Raw genomic sequence first — 18,031 nt, 5'->3', positions numbered from 1 at the left:
CCTCGCTGCCAGTTCGGTTATTCCTCCTATCGCGGGAGCTGAAAATAAATGAAACGTCTGATTATTGCACTGATGCTGACTACCGCGCCTGCCGTGGTGCTCTCGGCTGAGCCCGCCGCCGTCTATGACATGACGCAGGCGCTGAGCAATCAGCTGGCAACCGAGGCCTTGTCTGCCTGCCATAGCATGAATCGTCAGGGCGTGGTGGCAGTCGTGGATCGTGGCGGAAATCTGGTCACGCTGATGCGGGATGATAACGTGGGGCCTCACAATACCCAGGCCGCCTGGCGTAAAGCGTTTACGGCGCTCTCAACCAAAACCCCGACCAGGCAACTTGCCATCAAAGCACAATCATCACCGGAAAGCGTCAACCTGAACACGGTCAATGATCTCTTGCTGCTTGGCGGCGGCGTACCCGTGCAATATCGCGGTCAGTGGATCGGGGCTGTTGGCATGGCAGGCACCGGCGGCGCGGAGTCAGACGACCAATGTGGCACCGAAGCGATTCATAAAGTGCTGGGTAACAGCAAATAAGAGTAATGATGATGAAAGCGCGGCGGCTGTTTCACCCTGTCAGGCGCGAGTAGGAAACGGTTCCCCGCGCGGTTTTGATAAATAGGCAGCAGCCAGCACGTCTGCTTTGTGCAATAAGCGGACCTTTCCTCCATAATAGTGAATTAATCGCACTACACCTGACCGACAGTTTGAACTGCAGCCTGAAGTCACCGTTTTGGATCTGCTCATCACGCTTCACGCGGTGTGTTGCTGCGGCTATGCAAGTTGTCGATGTCGATGTCGATGTCGATGTCGAAACAGTTTTGCACTGAGGATGCCAAGATGTCCCCCTTTCATCAGCTTACTGCCATCAGTCTGCGTGGTCAGCCCATCTCAATGGCCGATTATGCTGGCAAGGTGGTATTGGTGGTCAATACCGCCAGTCATTGTGGATTCACGCCACAATATGCGGGTCTTGAAGCGCTCTACAAGAAATACGCTGACCAGGGTCTGGTGGTGCTTGGATTTCCCTGCAACCAGTTCGGTAAGCAGGAACCCGGTGGAGCTGACGACATCGCCCAAACCTGCCACATCAACTACGGTGTGAGCTTTCCGATGTTCGGGAAAGTGGAGGTCAACGGTGCCGCAACGCATTCGGTGTTTCGTTACCTGAAAGAGGAGTTGCCCGGCGTGCTGGGCGGGCGGATAAAGTGGAACTTCACTAAGTTTCTGATCGGACGCAACGGCAAACCGCTCAGGCGTTTTGCACCGATCTCCACCCCAGAAAAAATGGAAGCCGCAATCCTTGCTGCACTTGCAATCGAAGCCCCCTTTAATTCACACCTGTAAGGCGCTTCTGGCAAACTGATAATTCAGGTGGGGTTAACGTTGGCACCACGCTTACAGCGGGTATGGGACACGGTGATCTCATAACCTCATCACGAGTCCAAAGTTTTTGTGGATAAAGATCTAACATAGCGCCATTCGTCATTTTAAATCTACTTCTGATATACGGCCGGGAGGGTGTATTAAATATACCTTTCCAGCCTGGCAGAAGCACTGATATGTGGGGTGCTGATGCCCATTAAACCTACTGATACCAGCCTTGAAATCACCGCTCCTGTCTCATAGCGCGCTAAGTACAGCTGATACCTTTCACTCATAGCCCACCTGAAACTTCAGGGATCCCAGACGCTGTAGAATTTGTATCTCTTTAATTAATATCGTTTTGCAGGCTTAGATCCCATAACACCAACAGCGCTTTGACGGGACCGTAACTACATGCTTTGAGCCAGGAGCAGAAGTTAACAACTCTCCATGCATCACGTGAATTTTTTGCTTCAGATTCCCTTCAGCATGAGCGGGCTGATGCCCGCCCGCAGAGATACCCGACGTCAGACGTAACCCATCATTTTCAGCAGCGATTGCACCTGGTTCATCGCTTCAGACCGATGCGATACGCCCAGCTTCTGATAGAGGTTGCGGATATGGGTCTTGATGGTGGTGGACGCCACCGCCAGTTCACCGGCAATTTGATCATTGCTGTAGCCCGAATAGATTAATCCCAGCACCTGCCACTCACGCTGCGTCAGCGGACTGGTGCGGATCAGTTCCGGTACATCAGGATGGTTGAGTAACCGGCTGACAAACCCCTCATCAAAATGGGCGAACTTGTGACGGTGGTATTTGTTGATCTCCAGCAGAATCCGCCGGGCACGATGATTGTCCAGCTCATTCAGGGTATTCAGCTGAATCAGCTGGCGCAGCTGCTGCGCCATCATCTCGCCTTCAATCACAAAATGGCTGATAAAGCCGGTACTGCGCGCCAGTTTCAGCGCCTCGATCAGCGTGCGCTGCGCGTCTGCTTTGCGATCGGTTTGCCAGTAAATCTGATTAAGCAGCAGCAGATTACGATTCAAATCACTCATCAGCCGCAGATCACGGGCATTTTCGTTCAGCTCCTCCAGCACCACTTCCGCCTGACTGACATCACCCAGTAAAATCTGCGCCCGGGCGATGTTGCGCCACTGTCCCTGCAGGAAATGATTATTGGCAAAAGCCGGTTTCGGCGTTTGCCGCATCCAGTTGCTGGCGCTATCCCTGTCGCCGGTCATCTGCCAGTAGATCACCCGCACTTTATCGGCGTTAGCGATCCAATCGCTGTGCCAGCTGCCATTATTCAGCAGGTTTTCCAGCCGATTCAGATAGCTGCGGGCGTTATCTAAATTGCCACGTGCCAGCGAGCACTGCACCAGTAGCCCCAGACACTGAATCTGTTGCTGCGGCTGAAAGCCGGTCAGTACTTTGATGCCTTCGCGTGCCGCCTGCTCTGCTTCCTCCAGCCGTCCCCACGCCCACAGCAGCTGAGCACGGATACGAAGCAAAAACTCATGCAGCGGAAACTGCGCCAGATGCTGCTCGTCGACCAGCACAAAGGCCCGACTCTGGATTTCATAGGCCGCCTGCAAAAAGCCCTGAGCAAACAGGATCTCACTCTGCTGAATCAGGCTCCAGAGCGCGTAATGCCAGACTTCATCACGGCGTGCCATCTGTTCAGTCTGACGCATCAGGCTGAGTGAGTTGTCTAAATCGCCTTTGCAGTGCATCACCTCGCCGTGTACCGAGGTTGCCACGATGCGGCTGTAGTGACGGCTGGCGGGTAGGATATCCAGCGCCACTTTCGCCAGTCGCTCGGCCTCATCGGTGTTGCCATCGTTGATCGCCACCTGAGCGCGCAGCGCATTAAATTCGCCACGCAACGCATCATCAATTTCGCAGCGGCTGGCCTGTTCAAACCGGGCCAGCAGACTGTCCACTTCGGAAAAGCGATGCTGACTCTGCATCAGCCACGCCTGCAGCAGCAGCAGCATCGGGTTTTCCAGCATCATTTCCCACGGCAGCGACTTAAGGGAGTTCTCCAGCAGCGGCAGTTCGCTCTGATTAAACAGCGTCCAGGCGTGCTTCAGCAGCACATCGCGCAGCATACTGGCATCGCCGGAGGCCAGCGCATGATGGATCGCCTCGCCAGGAAAGCCCTGCGCCATCCAGCTTTCCGCTGCGGCACGATGCAGTGCTGGCAGCTCCGCCGCCAGCTCCCACTGACAGCGCTGGCGCAGAAAATTACCAAACAGCGGATGGTAACTAAACCAGCAGCCGGAATCGTCCATGCGCTGCAAAACAGCCCCTGGCGCTCAATCTCTTCCAGCCGCATCTGGCCGTTCTCTTCGCGGGTGACACCGGCGATCAGCTCATCGTTCATTGAGCGCAGCAGCGCGGTTTTCAGTAAAAAATGGCGGGTCGGCAGGTCGACATTATCCAGCACCTCTTCCACCAGATAATCAGAGAGATGACTGGCGTTAATGCCGGAAAGGCGGCGCGCTGAGTCCTGCGCCGCACTGGCACCCTGGCGCGCCGACAGCACGATCAGCTGCAGCGCGGTGGCCCAGCCCGCGACGTCATCGCACAGCTTGCCGCTCTCATCGCTTTCCAGTGGCGCGTCCAGCCGGCAGTCGAAAAACTGCCGGGCCTCCTGATGGGTAAAGGCCAGTTGCTGGCTGCCGAGGTCGATCAGCTGCTCACGTACCCGCAGGTTAGCGATGCCGAGTTGTGGCAGGTTACGTGATAGCAGGATCAGGGTCAGGTTTTCAGGCTGGTGACGCAGGAAAAAACGCATCGCGTCGTGAATAACCGGATTAGTGATCAGATGGTAGTCGTCAACGATCAGCCACAGTGGCTGCTGCCACTCCACCAGCTCAATAAACAGCTGCGAAAACAGGGCGTTGAGATTAACGTACTGTCGTTTCTGCGCCAGTAACTCACTGCGCGGACAGCCTCCGTTGCTGGCCTGTTGCAGTGCCGCAATCAGGTAGTCGGCGAACCGCTCCGGCTGATTGTCACCCTCGTCTAACGAATACCAGCCAAGATGCGTTTTACCCGCCGCCCACTGCGACACCAGCGTGGTTTTGCCGTAGCCCGCCGGACTGGTGATCAGCACCAGTCGGTAATTGCCGGCAGCGGTCAGTTTTTGCAGCAATCTTTCACGGATGACGGTGCCTTCAAGGCGAACCGGGCGGCTGAGTTTTGAGGGTATTAACATGGGCGCACGTTTCTCCATTCACGTCCAGCGCATCATTATTTTACGCTTCGTAATTATTCCTTACACGTTCAGCCATTCGCCTTGCGAATGCAAGTAAACCCATCAAGTTAACTTTACAAAAGCGCGCGCAATCACACTCCTGGCGTGCTTTCAGATTAGCCTCAGCCTCTCCACCCTCCTTCTCCTCCTGGTCTGATTCACTTCAGGAGGAGGAGCCTTTCCTGTCGCACGGGCACACTGATGCCACATTGACCCATCGACTGTTCTGACAGGACACTAACCATGACACAGCCCGAATTTAACCCTGAACATTTTACTGCTGCCCTGACGCGTCAGTGGCAACGTTTTGGCTTGCGCGATGCGCGGGACATGACCCCTGCCCAGTGGTGGCAGGCGCTGAGCGGCGCACTGGCTGATCTGCTGGCGGCACAGCCTGCGGTTGCGTCGGACAGTTCGCTGCGCCATGTCAACTACCTGTCGATGGAGTTTCTGATTGGCCGGCTGACCGGCAACAATCTGCTGAATCTCGGCTGGTATAACGCAGTCAATGAGGCGCTGGCGGGCTGGGATATTTCACTGACTGAAGTGCTGGAAAATGAAACCGACCCAGCACTGGGTAACGGCGGCCTCGGACGACTGGCTGCCTGTTTTCTCGACTCGATGGCAACGGTCGGCCAGCCCGCTATCGGCTATGGCCTGAACTACCAGTACGGTTTGTTCCGCCAGCGCTTCGAAGATGGCGCACAGCACGAAACCCCTGATGACTGGCAGCGCGATCGCTATCCGTGGTTTAACCATAACGCGGCGCTGAATGTTGAGGTGGGTCTGGGCGGCAAAGTCACCACCCTCGACGGACATCCGCACTGGCAACCGGCATTCGTGCTGCAGGGCGAAGCCTGGGATTTGCCGGTAGTGGGATACCAGAACGGCGTAAGCCAGCCGTTACGCTTGTGGCAGGCTAAGCACGCGCAGCCGTTCAATCTTAACCGGTTTAACGACGGCGATTTCCTGCGTGCTGAACAGCAGGGTATCGACGCCGAAAAACTGACTAAAGTGCTCTACCCGAATGACAATCATCAGAACGGTAAAAAACTGCGTCTGATGCAGCAATATTTCCAGTGCGCCTGTGCGCTGGCCGACATTCTGCGCCGCCATCATCAGGCCGGACGCAGCATTGAGTCGCTGGCCGATCACGAAGTGATTCAGCTTAACGACACACACCCGACGCTGGCGATCCCTGAACTGATGCGCCTGCTGCTGGATGAGCATCAGCTCAGCTGGGATCGCGCCTGGCAGATTACTCAACAGACCTTTGCTTACACCAACCACACCCTGATGCCGGAAGCGCTGGAGTGTGGGATGTGCGCCTGGTGCGCAGCCTGCTGCCGCGCCATATGATGATCATCAACACGCTCAATGCCCAGCTGAAAACGCGGGTTGAAGCACGCTGGCCGGGCGATCAGGCAAAATGGGCGAAGCTGGCGCTGGTGCATAACAACCAGCTGCGCATGGCGAACCTGTGCGTCACCAGCGGCTTTGCGGTGAACGGCGTGGCGGCACTGCACTCGAAACTGGTGGTGCAGGATCTGTTTCCGGAATATCACCAGCTGTGGCCGGAAAAATTCCATAACGTTACCAACGGCATCACGCCGCGTCGCTGGATCAATCAGTGCAACCCGGCGCTGAGTGCGTTAATCGACAAAACGCTGCAAAAACCCTGGCTGAACGATCTTGATGCGCTACAGGGACTGGAGGCGTTTGCCGACGATGCGGCGTTCCGCGCGGAATATCGCGCCATCAAGCAGCAGAACAAAGAGGCACTGGCGAAATGGATCGCGGCGCGTACCAGGATTGAGATCGATCCTGAGGCGCTGTTCGACGTGCAGATTAAACGCCTGCATGAGTACAAACGTCAGCATCTGAGCCTGCTGCACATTATTGCGCTGTGGCAAACGCTGGTCACCGATCCGCAGGCTAATCGGGTGCCGCGCGTGGTGCTGTTCGGAGCCAAAGCAGCCCCAGGCTACGCACTGGCGAAGAACATCATTTATGCCATCAACAAAGTCGCGGAAACCATTAACCAGGACCCACGGGTCGGCAACCGTCTGAAAGTGGTGTTTGTGCCTGACTACAACGTTTCGGTGGCCGAGCGGCTGATTCCGGCGGCCGATCTCTCCGAGCAGATTTCCACCGCCGGTAAAGAAGCCTCCGGCACCGGCAACATGAAGCTGGCGCTCAACGGCGCACTGACCATCGGCACGCTGGATGGCGCTAACGTTGAAATCGCCGAGCAGGTTGGCAGCGAGAATATCTTTATTTTCGGTCATACCGTGGATCAGGTAGTGGCGTTAAAGGCCGATGGTTATGCCCCGGCACAGTGGCGTAAAAAAGATCATCAGCTCAATCAGGTGCTGCAGGCGCTGGAAGATGGCACCTTCAGTCAGGGCGACTGCACGGCGTTTGACGCAATGCTGCACAGCCTCGGCCCGGAAGGCGGCGACCCGTATCTGGTGCTGGCCGATTTCCAGCCCTATCTTGATGCGCAGGCCCAGGTGGAAGCGCTGTGGAGCGATCAGGATGCCTGGACACGCGCCACCATCCTGAATACCGCGCGTTGCGGCATGTTCAGTTCAGATCGTGCCATTCGCGACTATCAACAGCGTATCTGGCAAGCCACGCGCTAAGGAACGCCATGAAAACCGAACAGGTACTGGATCCGTTTTCTCAGGCAGGCATTGCCGCCGAGTATATTAATGCCCACGGCCAGCCGCAGGCGATCCCGGCCGCCACCCGCCAGCGTTTGCTGGCGGTGATGCAGCCGCCGCGCCCTTCCACCACCCCGTTACCACCGGTGCTGATTTTCCGCAGTAACGAGGTGCTGAGCCTCTCTCCGCAACTCAGTACAGAAGCGCACTGGCAACTCACCCGCGAGTCGGGTGAAATCACCGCGGGCCGCTGCCAGCCGGGACAGCCTCTGCGTCTGCCGCCGCTGGCTGAAGGTTATCATCAGCTGACGTTGCAGCAGGCGCATCAGCAGTGGACCTGTCAGGTAATTATCGCGCCGTCGCGCTGTTATGAGCCGCCTGCACTGGTGGCGGGTCACGCTTTATGGGGTGCCTGCGTCCAGCTTTATACGCTGCGTTCAGCAGAGAACTGGGGCATCGGTGATTTCGGTGATTTACGCCGGATGCTGCCGGAGGTGGCGGCACGCGGCGGCGCATTTATCGGTCTGAACCCGATCCATGCGCTGTTCCCGGCCTCGCCCGACAGCGCCAGCCCTTACAGTCCCTCGTCACGCCGCTGGCTGAATGTGATATACATCGATGTGAGCGCGGTCGCGGATTTTCAGCGTTCGCCAGCGGCACAGGCGTGGTGGCAGCAGGCTGCAACGCAGCAGGCGCTGGAACAGGCACGTGCGGCAGAGTGGGTGGATTATGCGGCCGTTACCCGGCTAAAAATGGCTGCGCTCCGCTTAGCCTGGCCGCAGTTTACGCAGCGTGAGGCCGATGATGCCGACGTGCGGGCGTTTAACGCCTTTATTCAGCAAGGCGGCGAAAGCCTGTTACATCAGGCGCTGTTTGATGCGCTGCATGCCGACCAGATGGCGCAGGATAGCCAGCGCTGGGGCTGGCCGGTGTGGCCAGAGGCGTTACAGCAACCTGACAGTCCGGCAGTGCAGCAATTCCTTCACCAGCAAGGCGATCAGGTGCGTTTCTGGCTGTGGTTACAATGGCTGGCTACAGAGCAGTTTGCCGCCTGTTGGCACTGCAGTCAGCAGCAGCAGATGCCGATTGGACTCTATCGCGATCTGGCGGTCGGCGTGGCGCAAGGCGGGGCCGAAACCTGGAGCGAGCGTCATCTCTACTGCCTGGATGCCAGCGTCGGCGCGCCACCCGATATTCTGGGCCCACGCGGCCAGGACTGGGGATTACCGCCGATGGACCCACAGGTGATGCAGCAGCGAGCCTGGCAGCCGTGGATTGCTCTGTTGCGCGCCAATATGCGCGACTGTGGCGCGTTGCGTATCGATCATGTGATGGCGTTACTGCGCCTGTGGTGGATCCCTGCTGGTCAGGGCGCAGCGAACGGCGCTTATGTCCACTATCCGATCGATGATTTACTGGCGATCCTGGCGCTGGAAAGTCAGCGTAACCGCTGCATGGTGATCGGTGAAGATCTCGGTACCGTTCCGGCAGAAATAGTCGATAAGCTGCGCGACGGCGGGGTTTACTCCTACAAAGTGCTCTATTTTGAACAGGCCACTGCGCAGGGTTTTCGTCCACCGGCCGAGTGGCCACGTCAGGCGATGGCCGTCGCCACCACGCATGATTTGCCGACGCTGCGCGGCTGGTGGCAAAGCGACGATCTCACCCTCGGGGCCAGGCTCGGTCTCTATCCTGACAAAGTGGTGCTGGCGGGGTTATATCAGGATCGGTTGCGGGCGAAACAGGCGTTGCTGAACAGCCTGCACCGGGTCGGCGCGCTGCCTAAACGTGCTGGCCGCGATGCACGCCGTACCCAGATGAGCAATGCGCTGAACCGGGCGATGCAGCGTTACCTGGCTGACAGCCACAGTGCATTGCTGGGTCTGCAACCGGAGGACTGGCTGGATATGGCGGCCCCGGTTAATATTCCCGGCACCAGCGACGAGTATCCGAACTGGCGACGCAAGCTCAGCGCCACGCTGGAGACGCTATTCAGCGATCCCGCCACCGACACGCTGCTGCGTGATCTGACGGCTCGCCGGAAAAGTCTTGTTAAGAGATAAGGGATGAAGCACTGAAGCACAGTTAAAAAACCAGGCGGTCAGTGATGAGCCTGGTTTTTAACTCAACCTCTGCCGGTGGGCGGGTTGTGCAAAACCGCAGGATCAGGGTTCAGGAGGAGAGAGATAGACGGCGTAAAACAGCAGCAACCTGATCGGGCGTAACAGCGCCGGTCGCGGCCGAGACGGTTAATTCCTCAAGTTCGTCATCTTCATCCCGAATAGCAATTCCGTTACGGTTTAAAAAAACCATCGCAACGAAAAAGGCTGTTCGCTTATTGCCATCATTGAAAATATGCCCACGGGCGATCGCAACCAGATAAATTGCGGCCAGCGCATAAATATCTGTCACATTTTCATAATAAAGCTGATTTTGTACCCGATGAATAATCGCCTCGGCCCTTTCGGGATCAGGCATCCCCGGGATGCCCGGCAGCAGAGTCAACAAGCGATCATGGAAGCCTATCACCTCCTGCGCACTGACCCAATTCATCGATCAGCCAGCGCCTTAATGGTTCGGCCATGTCGCCCCATAATGGTGGCAAATTCAGCATCCAGTTTCGCCTCTTGCCACGCGTTGAAGTCATTGCGGCTAATCAGCACGGCGGAAGAACCATCACGCCGGGTGATCTCTACCGGCTCGCCAGCGGTGGCTTTTTCCATAACCTCAGCAATATTTTGCCGGGCCTGAGTTGTGGTATAGCTGCGCATAAAACCTCCATCAATGTTATTCTGAAATGTACATAACAAACGTACAACTCACAAGGTATATCGTCTCCCTTTGGCAGCACAAAATCAGAAACCTTACGTTTTTTGCACGACGTGGAATGGGTTGCGGGTATCTCATAGATGGGCAGAGTAGCCGCCCGGGATGACGGATGGAACCGTTCTCAGACAGGGAATATCTGCCGCATAAAAAAGGTGCGCCGCAGCGCACCAGGTGGGACAACATCAGTATTGTCGGGGCGTTTCACCCCTTGCCTTTAACACTACTGATAAAGGTCTGCCGGGCAGAGGTCGATCCCAGCCGCTCGGCTTCATCCAGCAGCTTCAGCGCCTTATCGATATTGCCGCTATCAACCGCCTGTTTAATTTTCTGATTAAAGTAACCTTCTGTGTCACTCATGATCGGCTCCGCTTTTGCCGCAGGCGCTGTGGCCGCTGCAGGTGCAGCACGATAGGCCGCCGCCGGAGCCGTGTTGCCAACGGTAACCGAACCCGGACCGGAAGAGCCAAACAGCGGGCCGACCAGAATTGATGATCCGGAACTGGTCTGTAACTTCAGCTTCAGCGTGCCTTGACTGATGTGGCGCGCAATCGGATCGGGAATATCCGGCACCGCGTGACCCGTGCCCTGCGCGTAAGCCTTGGCCGGATCAAGCAGCGTGGTGGTCTGTGTCAGATCCTGTTCGGTGGTAAACACCAGCAGGTAAATTTTTTGCTGGCCCAGCGCGGGCGTCAGCTTCATCACCCCTTCCAGCCGGTCCGCTGCCATCACACCCGGTTTCTGGTAGGTAAAATAGCGGCTCGGGAACCAGGCGGCGGGCCGCATATTTTCATCCAGCACCAGCACGTTCGGGGCGAAAACCTGATTGTTCGCCACTTCGCTGCTCAGCGTCACCGTCAGTTCACCGATATTGGCTGGCAGACTAAAGGCCGCCACCGGTCCGGCAATGTGCGGGGCATTCAGCGATTGTCCGCTGTTCGCCAGCTGGATAGTCTGGGTCTGTGAAGCACTCACCGGCTGCCAGCTCAGGTGTTGCAGCTGGTCCGGTGCAACCTGCGGGGCAGAGGAGAGATCCTGCGGCACCAGATTGATGTCCGCCAGGGCTGGCAGACTGTGTCCGGCCAGTAACGCCGCGCTCAGGCAGAGCGCCGTCAGAGTTTTTGTCATTTTCATTATGCCTACCTTATTGCAGGCCACGGCGCGAACCAGGCAATGGCGCACCGTGACCCAAAAGACCTGTCAGGCGCGCAGCCGCGCCTGTGCTGGAGAGCGTCGGCTTACCACCAGATTTCCATCTGCGCACCGAAGGTAATCTCGTCGTTATCGCCACGGCTGTTAGTCAGGATGCCGTTACCGGTACTGTCAGCAGAGGCGAAGGTGGTGAGATCGCCAGAGCTGTCTTTGCTGTAGCCCCACTTCTCATCCCATTTGGCGTAAGTTGCGAACACGCGCAGTGCCGGACGGGACCAGATGCTGTCACCGGCCTGCCACTGCTGTGCCAGCGTCACTTTATACTGGCCGTTGCGCTCGTTAGCCTGCTGCGACTTCACATTGTCGTAGCCCAGCTCCAGCAGGGTACTCATGATAGGTGTCCATTTGTACATCGGGCGCACGCCCACGGTGTACCATTCGGTTCCGCGGTTATTATCCAGATCGATATTCTGATACATCGCCACGTACATCAGATCCCAGCGTTCCGCCAGCGAGATCGCGCCGTGATCGAGGATACGATACATGTCGCCGTTGTTGTTGAGGCTGGTACCCTGCGGCACGCCTTTGCCCTGCGAGGTCAGCGCATCAGTGGCATACTGCAGCACAAATTTGTTGTAGCCCTTCAGCATGCTCTGGGTATGTTCAGCCGTGAACATCCAGCCATCTTTGGAGGCGCCATCTTCCAGACGGTAGTCGTCACGGGCATTGGCGCGACCGTAGTCGACCCCCAGTTCCAGTACGCCGTTGGTGTTGGTTTCCAGCCCGGCCAGTCGCACGTCAAACACATCGTTGGCGGTGCTGGTGGCGAAGTCACGAATACGATCGCTGGAGAAGGTATATGAACCGCCCGCTTCTGACGAGCGGGTGGCGGCGAATGACAGCTTACCGAAACCGAGATCCACATCTTCCAGACCGGCGCCCGGACCGGAGATATCCCAGTAGTAGAAGTCAATCATGTGAACGTCATGGCGCTGATAGAAACGCTTACCGGCCCAGATGGTGGAGCCTGGCAGCGCATCGATCAGGTTTTTTCCCTTCACGTTCGCTTCACGGAAAGCTGGTGACGTCGCTTCCCAGTCATTCTGCTGCGCCACGGAGTAGGCCACGTTGGTGTCGAAATAGAAGCTCTTGTCGCCTTCTTTCCACACTTCCTGGCCTAATTTTAATTCGGCGTAGGTTTCGCATTCGTTACCCAGACGGTATTTACTTTGAGCACCGGTGGCCTGAAAGCATTGCTGTTCACCACCACTGCCGGTCCAGCCAATGCCGGAACGGGCGTACCCGGTAAAATCGACCGCCATCGTCGGGGCGGAGAGGGTTCCCACCGCGACGGCAACGGCGAGGGGAAGTTTGCGCATAGTTAACATTTTCTATCTCCTGAGGTCATTGCTTTTATTGTTTTGGCAGGGCTATACACCCGGCTCCTGATACAGCCTGCGACAGGCGCTCCCGTCCTCACGGAACAGGTGACAACGCTCGGGCGGCAGGCCGATACCGAGGATGGCGCCCTCTTTTACCAGCACGACGTCCTCCTGGCGGTAGACCAGGTTTTGACGAATGGCGGGAATCTGGATGTGGATCTGGGTTTCGTGTCCCAGTTGCTCCACCACCTGCACTTCACCCTCAAGGGTAACGTCAGCGATATCGCTGGAGAGCAGATGTTCAGGGCGGATGCCCAGTGACATGTTGCTGCCGATCTGCACGCCTGCGCTGTCGACCGGCAGCCAGACCAGCTGCTGATTGGGCAGCCGGACCTGCACCTGATCGATGGCGGTAGCGGTCACTTTGACCGGCAGAAAATTCATTTTCGGTGAGCCGATAAAGCCGGCAACGAAGCGATTGGCGGGATAGTGGTAGAGCTCCAGTGGCTTACCCACCTGCGCGATATGCCCGGCATCGAGCACCACAATCTTATCGGCCAGCGTCATCGCTTCGATCTGATCGTGCGTGACGTAAATCATGGTGCGTTTCAGTCGCTTATGCAGACGGGAGATCTCAATCCGCATCTGGACACGCAGCGCCGCATCGAGGTTTGAGAGCGGTTCATCCAGCAGGAAAACCCGCGGTTCCGCCACCAGCGTCCGGCCAATCGCCACGCGCTGACGCTGCCCGCCGGATAGCGCTTTGGGGCGACGGTCCAGCAGATGCGCCAGTTGCAGGATCTCCGCCACCTGATTCACCCGCTGATGAATTTCGGCTTTTTTTACCCCGGCCAGCTTCAGGCCAAAAGACATGTTTTCCGCTACCGACAGGTGCGGATAGAGCGCATAGGATTGAAACACCATGCCGATACCGCGCTCGGCGGGCGGCACCTCATTCATGCGGCGGTCACCAATCAGCAGCTCCCCGCTGGTGATGGTTTCCAGTCCGGCAATCATGCGCAGCAGTGTTGATTTTCCACAGCCTGATGGGCCAACAAAAACGACAAATTCCCCTTCACGAATAGTGAGATCGATATCTTTCGATACCACCGTATCGCCCCAGGCTTTTGTGACATTGCGTAGCACAACGCTCGCCATGATCCCTTCCCTCTTAGCTGCTCATTCGTGTCTGCTCTCGGCAGACGGGTTCCGGGGCTTACTATGCGCAACGATGGCGGGGCTAACATCCTCCGCCGTAGCGCAACCTGCTGGGGGAGGAGACGGGAGGAGGAGAAAGCGGGGCTGACGCGGCCGCAGGCGGCGGGCGGCTGTTTTTTGTGATCGCTAACGCAGACCTGCCGGTTTTTTTGCCCGTATCCGGCCGGTTCGCCCACTTTTTGCCAGCGCGATCACACCCCTCAGCCACAGGGCGTAGAGCGAAGGAGGATGAGAAGCGGTGACGGATGCGCACAATGTTGCCGGTAGAGTAATCACCGCTTCCGCAAACAGGATGGACTTATGACGATGAAAACCGGTGCACGAATTCTGGCCCTCTCTGCCCTCTCTGCCGTGCTGTTTTCAGCATCCGCAGTGGCGAAAATTGAGGAAGGCAAGTTGGTCATCTGGATCAACGGCGACAAGGGCTATAACGGCCTTGCCGAGGTCGGTAAGAAGTTTGAACAGGAGACCGGCATTAAAGTGACGGTGGAGCATCCTGACAAGATGGAAGAAAAATATCCGCAGGTTGCCGCCACCGGCGATGGCCCGGATATCATCTTCTGGGCGCATGACCGCTTTGGCGGCTACGCCCAATCCGGCCTGCTGGCTGAGATCAGCCCGGACGCCAGCTTCCAGCAAAAAATCTTCCCTTTCACCTGGGATGCGGTGCGCTTCGACGGCAAGCTGATCGGTTATCCGATTTCGGTTGAATCCCTGTCGCTGATTTACAACAAAAAGCTGCTGCCACAACCACCGAAAACTTGGGAAGAGATTGCCGGGCTCGACAAGCAACTGCGCGCCAAAGGCAAAAGCGCCCTCATGTTTAACCTGCAGGAACCCTACTTCACCTGGCCGCTGCTGGCCGCCGGTGGCGCTTATGCCTTTAAGCTGAATGACGGACGCTATGACGTGAAAGATGTCGGTGTGGATAACGCCGGTGCCAAAGCGGGTATGCAGTTCCTGGTCGATCAGGTTAAAGCCAAAACCCTGAATGCCGACACCGACTATTCGATTGCTGAAGCCGCCTTCAATAAAGGGGAAACCGCCATGACCATTAACGGTCCCTGGGCGTGGAGCAACATCGATAAAAGCGGCATCGACTACGGCGTAGCTGAGTTACCGACCCTGAACGGTAAACCGTCGAAAGCCTTTGTCGGGGTGCTGAGTGCCGGGATCAACGCCGCCAGCCCTAACAAAGAGCTGGCAAAAGAGTTCCTGGAAAACTACCTGCTGACCGATGCCGGACTGGATGCGGTTAACAAGGACAAGCCGCTGGGTGCCGTGGCGCTGAAATCATTCCAGCAGACGCTGGAAAAAGATTCCCGTATTGCCGCCACCATGAGCAACGCCCGCCACGGCGATATCATGCCGAACGTTCCGCAAATGGCCGCGTTCTGGTACGCGATGCGCACCGCTACCCTGAATGCGCTGGGTGGTCGTCAGAGCGTGGACGCCGCACTGAAAGATGCACAGGCGCGCCTGAAAAAGTAATCCTCCCTTTATAGCCGGGGCAACCCGGCTTGAGTGACCGTTAAGGAAAACCGCATCATGTCAGGAAAACCGAAAACGCCGGGTCTGTTGATTAAAAGCGTTCTCATCGGGATCTGCTGTCTGCTGGTCGGCTATCTGCTGGTGCTGATGTACGCACAGGGCGAGTATCTGTTTGCGCTGCTAACGCTGATTCTCAGTGCGCTCGGCCTGTGGATTTACGCTAATCGTCGCGCCTACGCCTGGCGCTATGTCTATCCCGGCGTGGCGGGAATGGCGCTGTTTGTGCTATTTCCCCTCGCCTGTACCATCGCTATCGCCTTCACCAACTACAGCAGCACTAACCAGCTTACCTTTGAACGGGCACAACAGGTGCTGATGAGCCGTTCTTTCCAGTCGGGCGAAGCGGTTAATTTCTCGCTTTATCCGGCGGGCGACCGCTGGCAGCTGGTGCTGAGCGAAGGCGAACAGCATTATGTTTCTCCGCCGTTTCGCTTTGGTGACGAACAACAGCTGAAAATGCAGCCCGCCGCGCAACCGGCTGGCGATCGCGCCACGCTGAGGGTGATCACCGGCAATCGCCAGGCGCTGAGCCAGATCAGTGCGGTGCTGCCGGATGGCCGCCAGTTACGCATGAGCTCGCTGCGCCAGTTCTCCGGTACTCAGCCGCTGTATCAGGTTGGCGCGCAGGATGAACTGACCAATCAACAGAGCGGCGTGCATTATCGCGCTAACCCGCAAACCGGTTTCTATCAGGCGATTAACGCCGACGGCAGCTGGGCAAATGAAACATTGAGTCCTGGTTTCACCGTCAATACCGGCTGGAAGAATTTCCTGCGGGTCTTTACCGATGAGGGCATACAGAAGCCGTTCCTGGCAATCTTTGGCTGGACGATGTTGTTCTCGTTGATCACTGTGGTGCTGACCGTGGCGGTCGGCATGGTGCTGGCCTGTCTGGTGCAGTGGGAGGCGCTGCGCGGCAAAGCGGTTTATCGGGTGATGCTGATCCTGCCTTATGCGGTGCCGGCGTTTATCTCGATCCTGATCTTTAAGGGACTGTTCAACCAAAGCTTTGGCGAGATCAACGTGATGCTCAGCGCACTGTTTGGTGTCAAACCGGCCTGGTTCAGCGATCCGACGCTGGCGCGCACCATGCTGATTATCGTCAACACCTGGCTCGGTTATCCCTACATGATGATTCTCTGCATGGGGCTGCTGAAAGCGATTCCTGACGATCTCTATGAAGCTTCGGCGATGGACGGTGCCGGGCCGTTGCAGAACTTCTTCCTGATTACGTTGCCGCTGCTGCTCAAGCCGTTGATGCCGCTGATGATCGCCAGCTTCGCCTTTAACTTTAATAACTTTGTGCTGGTGCAGTTGCTGACCAACGGCGGACCGGATCGCATCGGGACCACCACCCCAGCGGGCTATACCGATTTGCTGGTCAACTACACCTGGCGCATCGCTTTTGAAGGCGGCGGCGGACAGGACTTTGGACTGGCGGCGGCGATCGCTACCCTGATCTTCCTGCTGGTGGGTGCGCTGGCGGTGATTAACCTCAAAGCGTCGCGAATGAAATTCGACTAAGAGTCTGGCCCAACTGGCGTCATTGTTGCAGGCCGTCCGGAGACGGACAGCGCGGAACAAGCAGGCGTACACCTGGTACGTGAGGATGATGAGCACTGCCCAGGTTCAGACTGACAAATAAAATAGCCTGATGGACCAGGTTCTAAGGAGTTGTTATGGCTATGGTACAACCTAAATCGCAACGGCTGCGTCTGCTGATGACGCACCTGCTGCTGCTGTTATTTATTGCCGCAATCCTGTTTCCACTGCTGATGGTGATCGCTATTTCGCTGCGTGCCGGCAACTTCGCCACCGGCAGCCTGATCCCGGAGCAGATCTCCTGGGAGCACTGGCGGCTGGCGCTGGGCTTCAGCGTTGAACACGCGGATGGACGGATTACGCCGCCGCCTTTCCCGGTGCTGCTGTGGTTGTGGAACTCGGTCAAGATTGCCGCCATCAGTGCGCTGGGCATTGTGGCGCTCTCCACCACCTGCGCCTATGCGTTTGCACGTATGCGCTTCGCCGGTCGCGCCAGCCTGCTGAAAGGGATGCTGATTTTCCAGATGTTCCCGGCGGTACTGTCGCTGGTGGCGCTGTATGCCTTGTTTGATCGGCTTGGCCAGTATCTGCCCTTTATCGGACTGAATACGCATGGTGGGGTGATCTTCGCCTATCTGGGCGGCATCGCGCTGCATGTCTGGACCATCAAGGGCTATTTCGAAACCATCGACGGTTCGCTGGAAGAAGCCGCCGCGCTGGACGGTGCTACGCCCTGGCAGGCGTTCCGGCTGGTGCTGCTGCCGCTGTCAGTGCCGATTCTGGCGGTGGTGTTTATTCTGGCGTTTATTGCGGCGGTCACTGAGGTACCGGTCGCGTCGCTGCTGCTGCGTGATGTTAACAGTTACACCCTGGCGGTGGGGATGCAGCAATACCTGAATCCGCAAAACTATCTGTGGGGCGATTTTGCCGCGGCTGCGGTGCTCTCCGCCATTCCGATCACGCTGGTGTTCCTGCTGGCGCAGCGCTGGCTGGTCAGCGGTTTAACCGCTGGCGGCGTGAAAGGGTAAACGATCATCATTGTACGTTGCCACTGCTTACACAAC

At 57.3% G+C, this 18,031-nt stretch carries 11 protein-coding genes and 2 pseudogenes; 7 read left to right on the top strand and 6 right to left on the bottom strand.

Features of this window, described 5'->3' with window-relative positions; genetic code table 11:
* Window positions 1-48 precede the first annotated feature (48 nt).
* Together HA41_RS00950 and HA41_RS00945 are read left to right on the top strand one after the other, a co-directional pair.
* A complete protein-coding gene (locus HA41_RS00950) occupies window positions 49-534 on the top strand; it encodes a GlcG/HbpS family heme-binding protein (RefSeq protein ID WP_094119172.1) in 486 nt (161 codons plus the stop codon).
* 303 nt (window positions 535-837) lie between these two features.
* Window positions 838-1,344 (top strand): glutathione peroxidase, encoded by a 507-nt coding sequence (locus HA41_RS00945; RefSeq protein WP_094119171.1) that lies wholly within the window; start codon window positions 838-840, stop codon window positions 1,342-1,344.
* 545 nt (window positions 1,345-1,889) lie between these two features.
* Here HA41_RS00945 and malT read toward each other — a convergent pair.
* Window positions 1,890-4,591 (bottom strand): annotated as a pseudogene (gene malT / locus HA41_RS00940) (HTH-type transcriptional regulator MalT).
* 282 nt (window positions 4,592-4,873) lie between these two features.
* Between malT and malP the strand changes: the two are divergent.
* Together malP and malQ are read left to right on the top strand one after the other, a co-directional pair.
* Window positions 4,874-7,275 (top strand): annotated as a pseudogene (gene malP / locus HA41_RS00935) (maltodextrin phosphorylase).
* 8 nt (window positions 7,276-7,283) lie between these two features.
* Window positions 7,284-9,359, top strand: coding sequence for a 4-alpha-glucanotransferase (gene malQ / locus HA41_RS00930; RefSeq protein ID WP_094119170.1), 2,076 nt, complete (start codon window positions 7,284-7,286; stop codon window positions 9,357-9,359).
* A gap of 109 nt (window positions 9,360-9,468) precedes the next feature.
* On the opposite strand, the gene HA41_RS00925 is transcribed toward malQ, so the two are convergent.
* The 5 genes from HA41_RS00925 to malK form a co-directional block, all read right to left on the bottom strand.
* Entirely contained in the window at window positions 9,469-9,849 is a 381-nt protein-coding gene (locus HA41_RS00925; protein ID WP_094119169.1) for a type II toxin-antitoxin system death-on-curing family toxin, read from the bottom strand.
* The gene (locus tag HA41_RS00920) at window positions 9,846-10,067 is read right to left on the bottom strand and encodes a type II toxin-antitoxin system Phd/YefM family antitoxin (protein ID WP_094119168.1); all 222 of its coding nucleotides are present in this window, start codon (window positions 10,065-10,067) and stop codon (window positions 9,846-9,848) included. The genes HA41_RS00925 and HA41_RS00920 overlap by 4 nt, the downstream gene beginning before the upstream one ends.
* 259 nt (window positions 10,068-10,326) lie before the next feature.
* On the bottom strand, window positions 10,327-11,256 hold the full coding sequence (gene malM / locus HA41_RS00915; RefSeq protein WP_094119167.1) for a maltose operon protein MalM: 930 nt from the start codon (window positions 11,254-11,256) through the stop codon (window positions 10,327-10,329).
* Between the two features lie 104 nt (window positions 11,257-11,360).
* Window positions 11,361-12,662, bottom strand: a complete 1,302-nt coding sequence (locus HA41_RS00910) for a maltoporin (RefSeq protein WP_094119166.1) — start codon at window positions 12,660-12,662, stop codon at window positions 11,361-11,363.
* A 42-nt stretch (window positions 12,663-12,704) separates the two neighbouring features.
* Window positions 12,705-13,814 (bottom strand): maltose/maltodextrin ABC transporter ATP-binding protein MalK, encoded by a 1,110-nt coding sequence (gene malK, locus HA41_RS00905; protein WP_094119165.1) that lies wholly within the window; start codon window positions 13,812-13,814, stop codon window positions 12,705-12,707.
* Between the two features lie 360 nt (window positions 13,815-14,174).
* On the opposite strand from malK, the gene malE reads away from it, so the two are divergent.
* The 3 genes from malE to malG all read left to right on the top strand — a co-directional run bounded on the left by malE (window position 14,175) and on the right by malG (window position 17,995).
* Window positions 14,175-15,365, top strand: coding sequence for a maltose/maltodextrin ABC transporter substrate-binding protein MalE (gene malE / locus HA41_RS00900; protein ID WP_162287197.1), 1,191 nt, complete (start codon window positions 14,175-14,177; stop codon window positions 15,363-15,365).
* A 57-nt stretch (window positions 15,366-15,422) separates the two neighbouring features.
* Window positions 15,423-16,949, top strand: a complete 1,527-nt coding sequence (malF, locus tag HA41_RS00895; RefSeq protein ID WP_094119164.1) for a maltose ABC transporter permease MalF — start codon at window positions 15,423-15,425, stop codon at window positions 16,947-16,949.
* A gap of 155 nt (window positions 16,950-17,104) precedes the next feature.
* On the top strand, window positions 17,105-17,995 hold the full coding sequence (gene malG, locus HA41_RS00890; protein ID WP_094119163.1) for a maltose ABC transporter permease MalG: 891 nt from the start codon (window positions 17,105-17,107) through the stop codon (window positions 17,993-17,995).
* Window positions 17,996-18,031 lie beyond the last annotated feature (36 nt).

It is taken from the genome of Pantoea conspicua (assembly GCF_002095315.1).
In the GTDB taxonomy this organism is placed as follows: Bacteria; Pseudomonadota; Gammaproteobacteria; order Enterobacterales; family Enterobacteriaceae; genus Pantoea; species Pantoea conspicua.
This window is presented reverse-complemented; position numbering and strand designations above follow the sequence as displayed.

What these genes read in the sequence shown, in the direction of transcription:
- HA41_RS00950 (WP_094119172.1), top strand. Translation starts at nt 49, where the DNA reads ATGAAACGTCTGATTATTGCACTGATGCTGACTACCGCGCCTGCCGTG.
- HA41_RS00945 (WP_094119171.1), top strand. Translation starts at nt 838, where the DNA reads ATGTCCCCCTTTCATCAGCTTACTGCCATCAGTCTGCGTGGTCAGCCC.
- malQ (WP_094119170.1), top strand. Translation starts at nt 7,284, where the DNA reads ATGAAAACCGAACAGGTACTGGATCCGTTTTCTCAGGCAGGCATTGCC.
- HA41_RS00925 (WP_094119169.1), bottom strand. Translation starts at nt 9,849, where the DNA reads ATGAATTGGGTCAGTGCGCAGGAGGTGATAGGCTTCCATGATCGCTTG.
- HA41_RS00920 (WP_094119168.1), bottom strand. Translation starts at nt 10,067, where the DNA reads ATGCGCAGCTATACCACAACTCAGGCCCGGCAAAATATTGCTGAGGTT.
- malM (WP_094119167.1), bottom strand. Translation starts at nt 11,256, where the DNA reads ATGAAAATGACAAAAACTCTGACGGCGCTCTGCCTGAGCGCGGCGTTA.
- HA41_RS00910 (WP_094119166.1), bottom strand. Translation starts at nt 12,662, where the DNA reads ATGTTAACTATGCGCAAACTTCCCCTCGCCGTTGCCGTCGCGGTGGGA.
- malK (WP_094119165.1), bottom strand. Translation starts at nt 13,814, where the DNA reads ATGGCGAGCGTTGTGCTACGCAATGTCACAAAAGCCTGGGGCGATACG.
- malE (WP_162287197.1), top strand. Translation starts at nt 14,175, where the DNA reads ATGACGATGAAAACCGGTGCACGAATTCTGGCCCTCTCTGCCCTCTCT.
- malF (WP_094119164.1), top strand. Translation starts at nt 15,423, where the DNA reads ATGTCAGGAAAACCGAAAACGCCGGGTCTGTTGATTAAAAGCGTTCTC.
- malG (WP_094119163.1), top strand. Translation starts at nt 17,105, where the DNA reads ATGGCTATGGTACAACCTAAATCGCAACGGCTGCGTCTGCTGATGACG.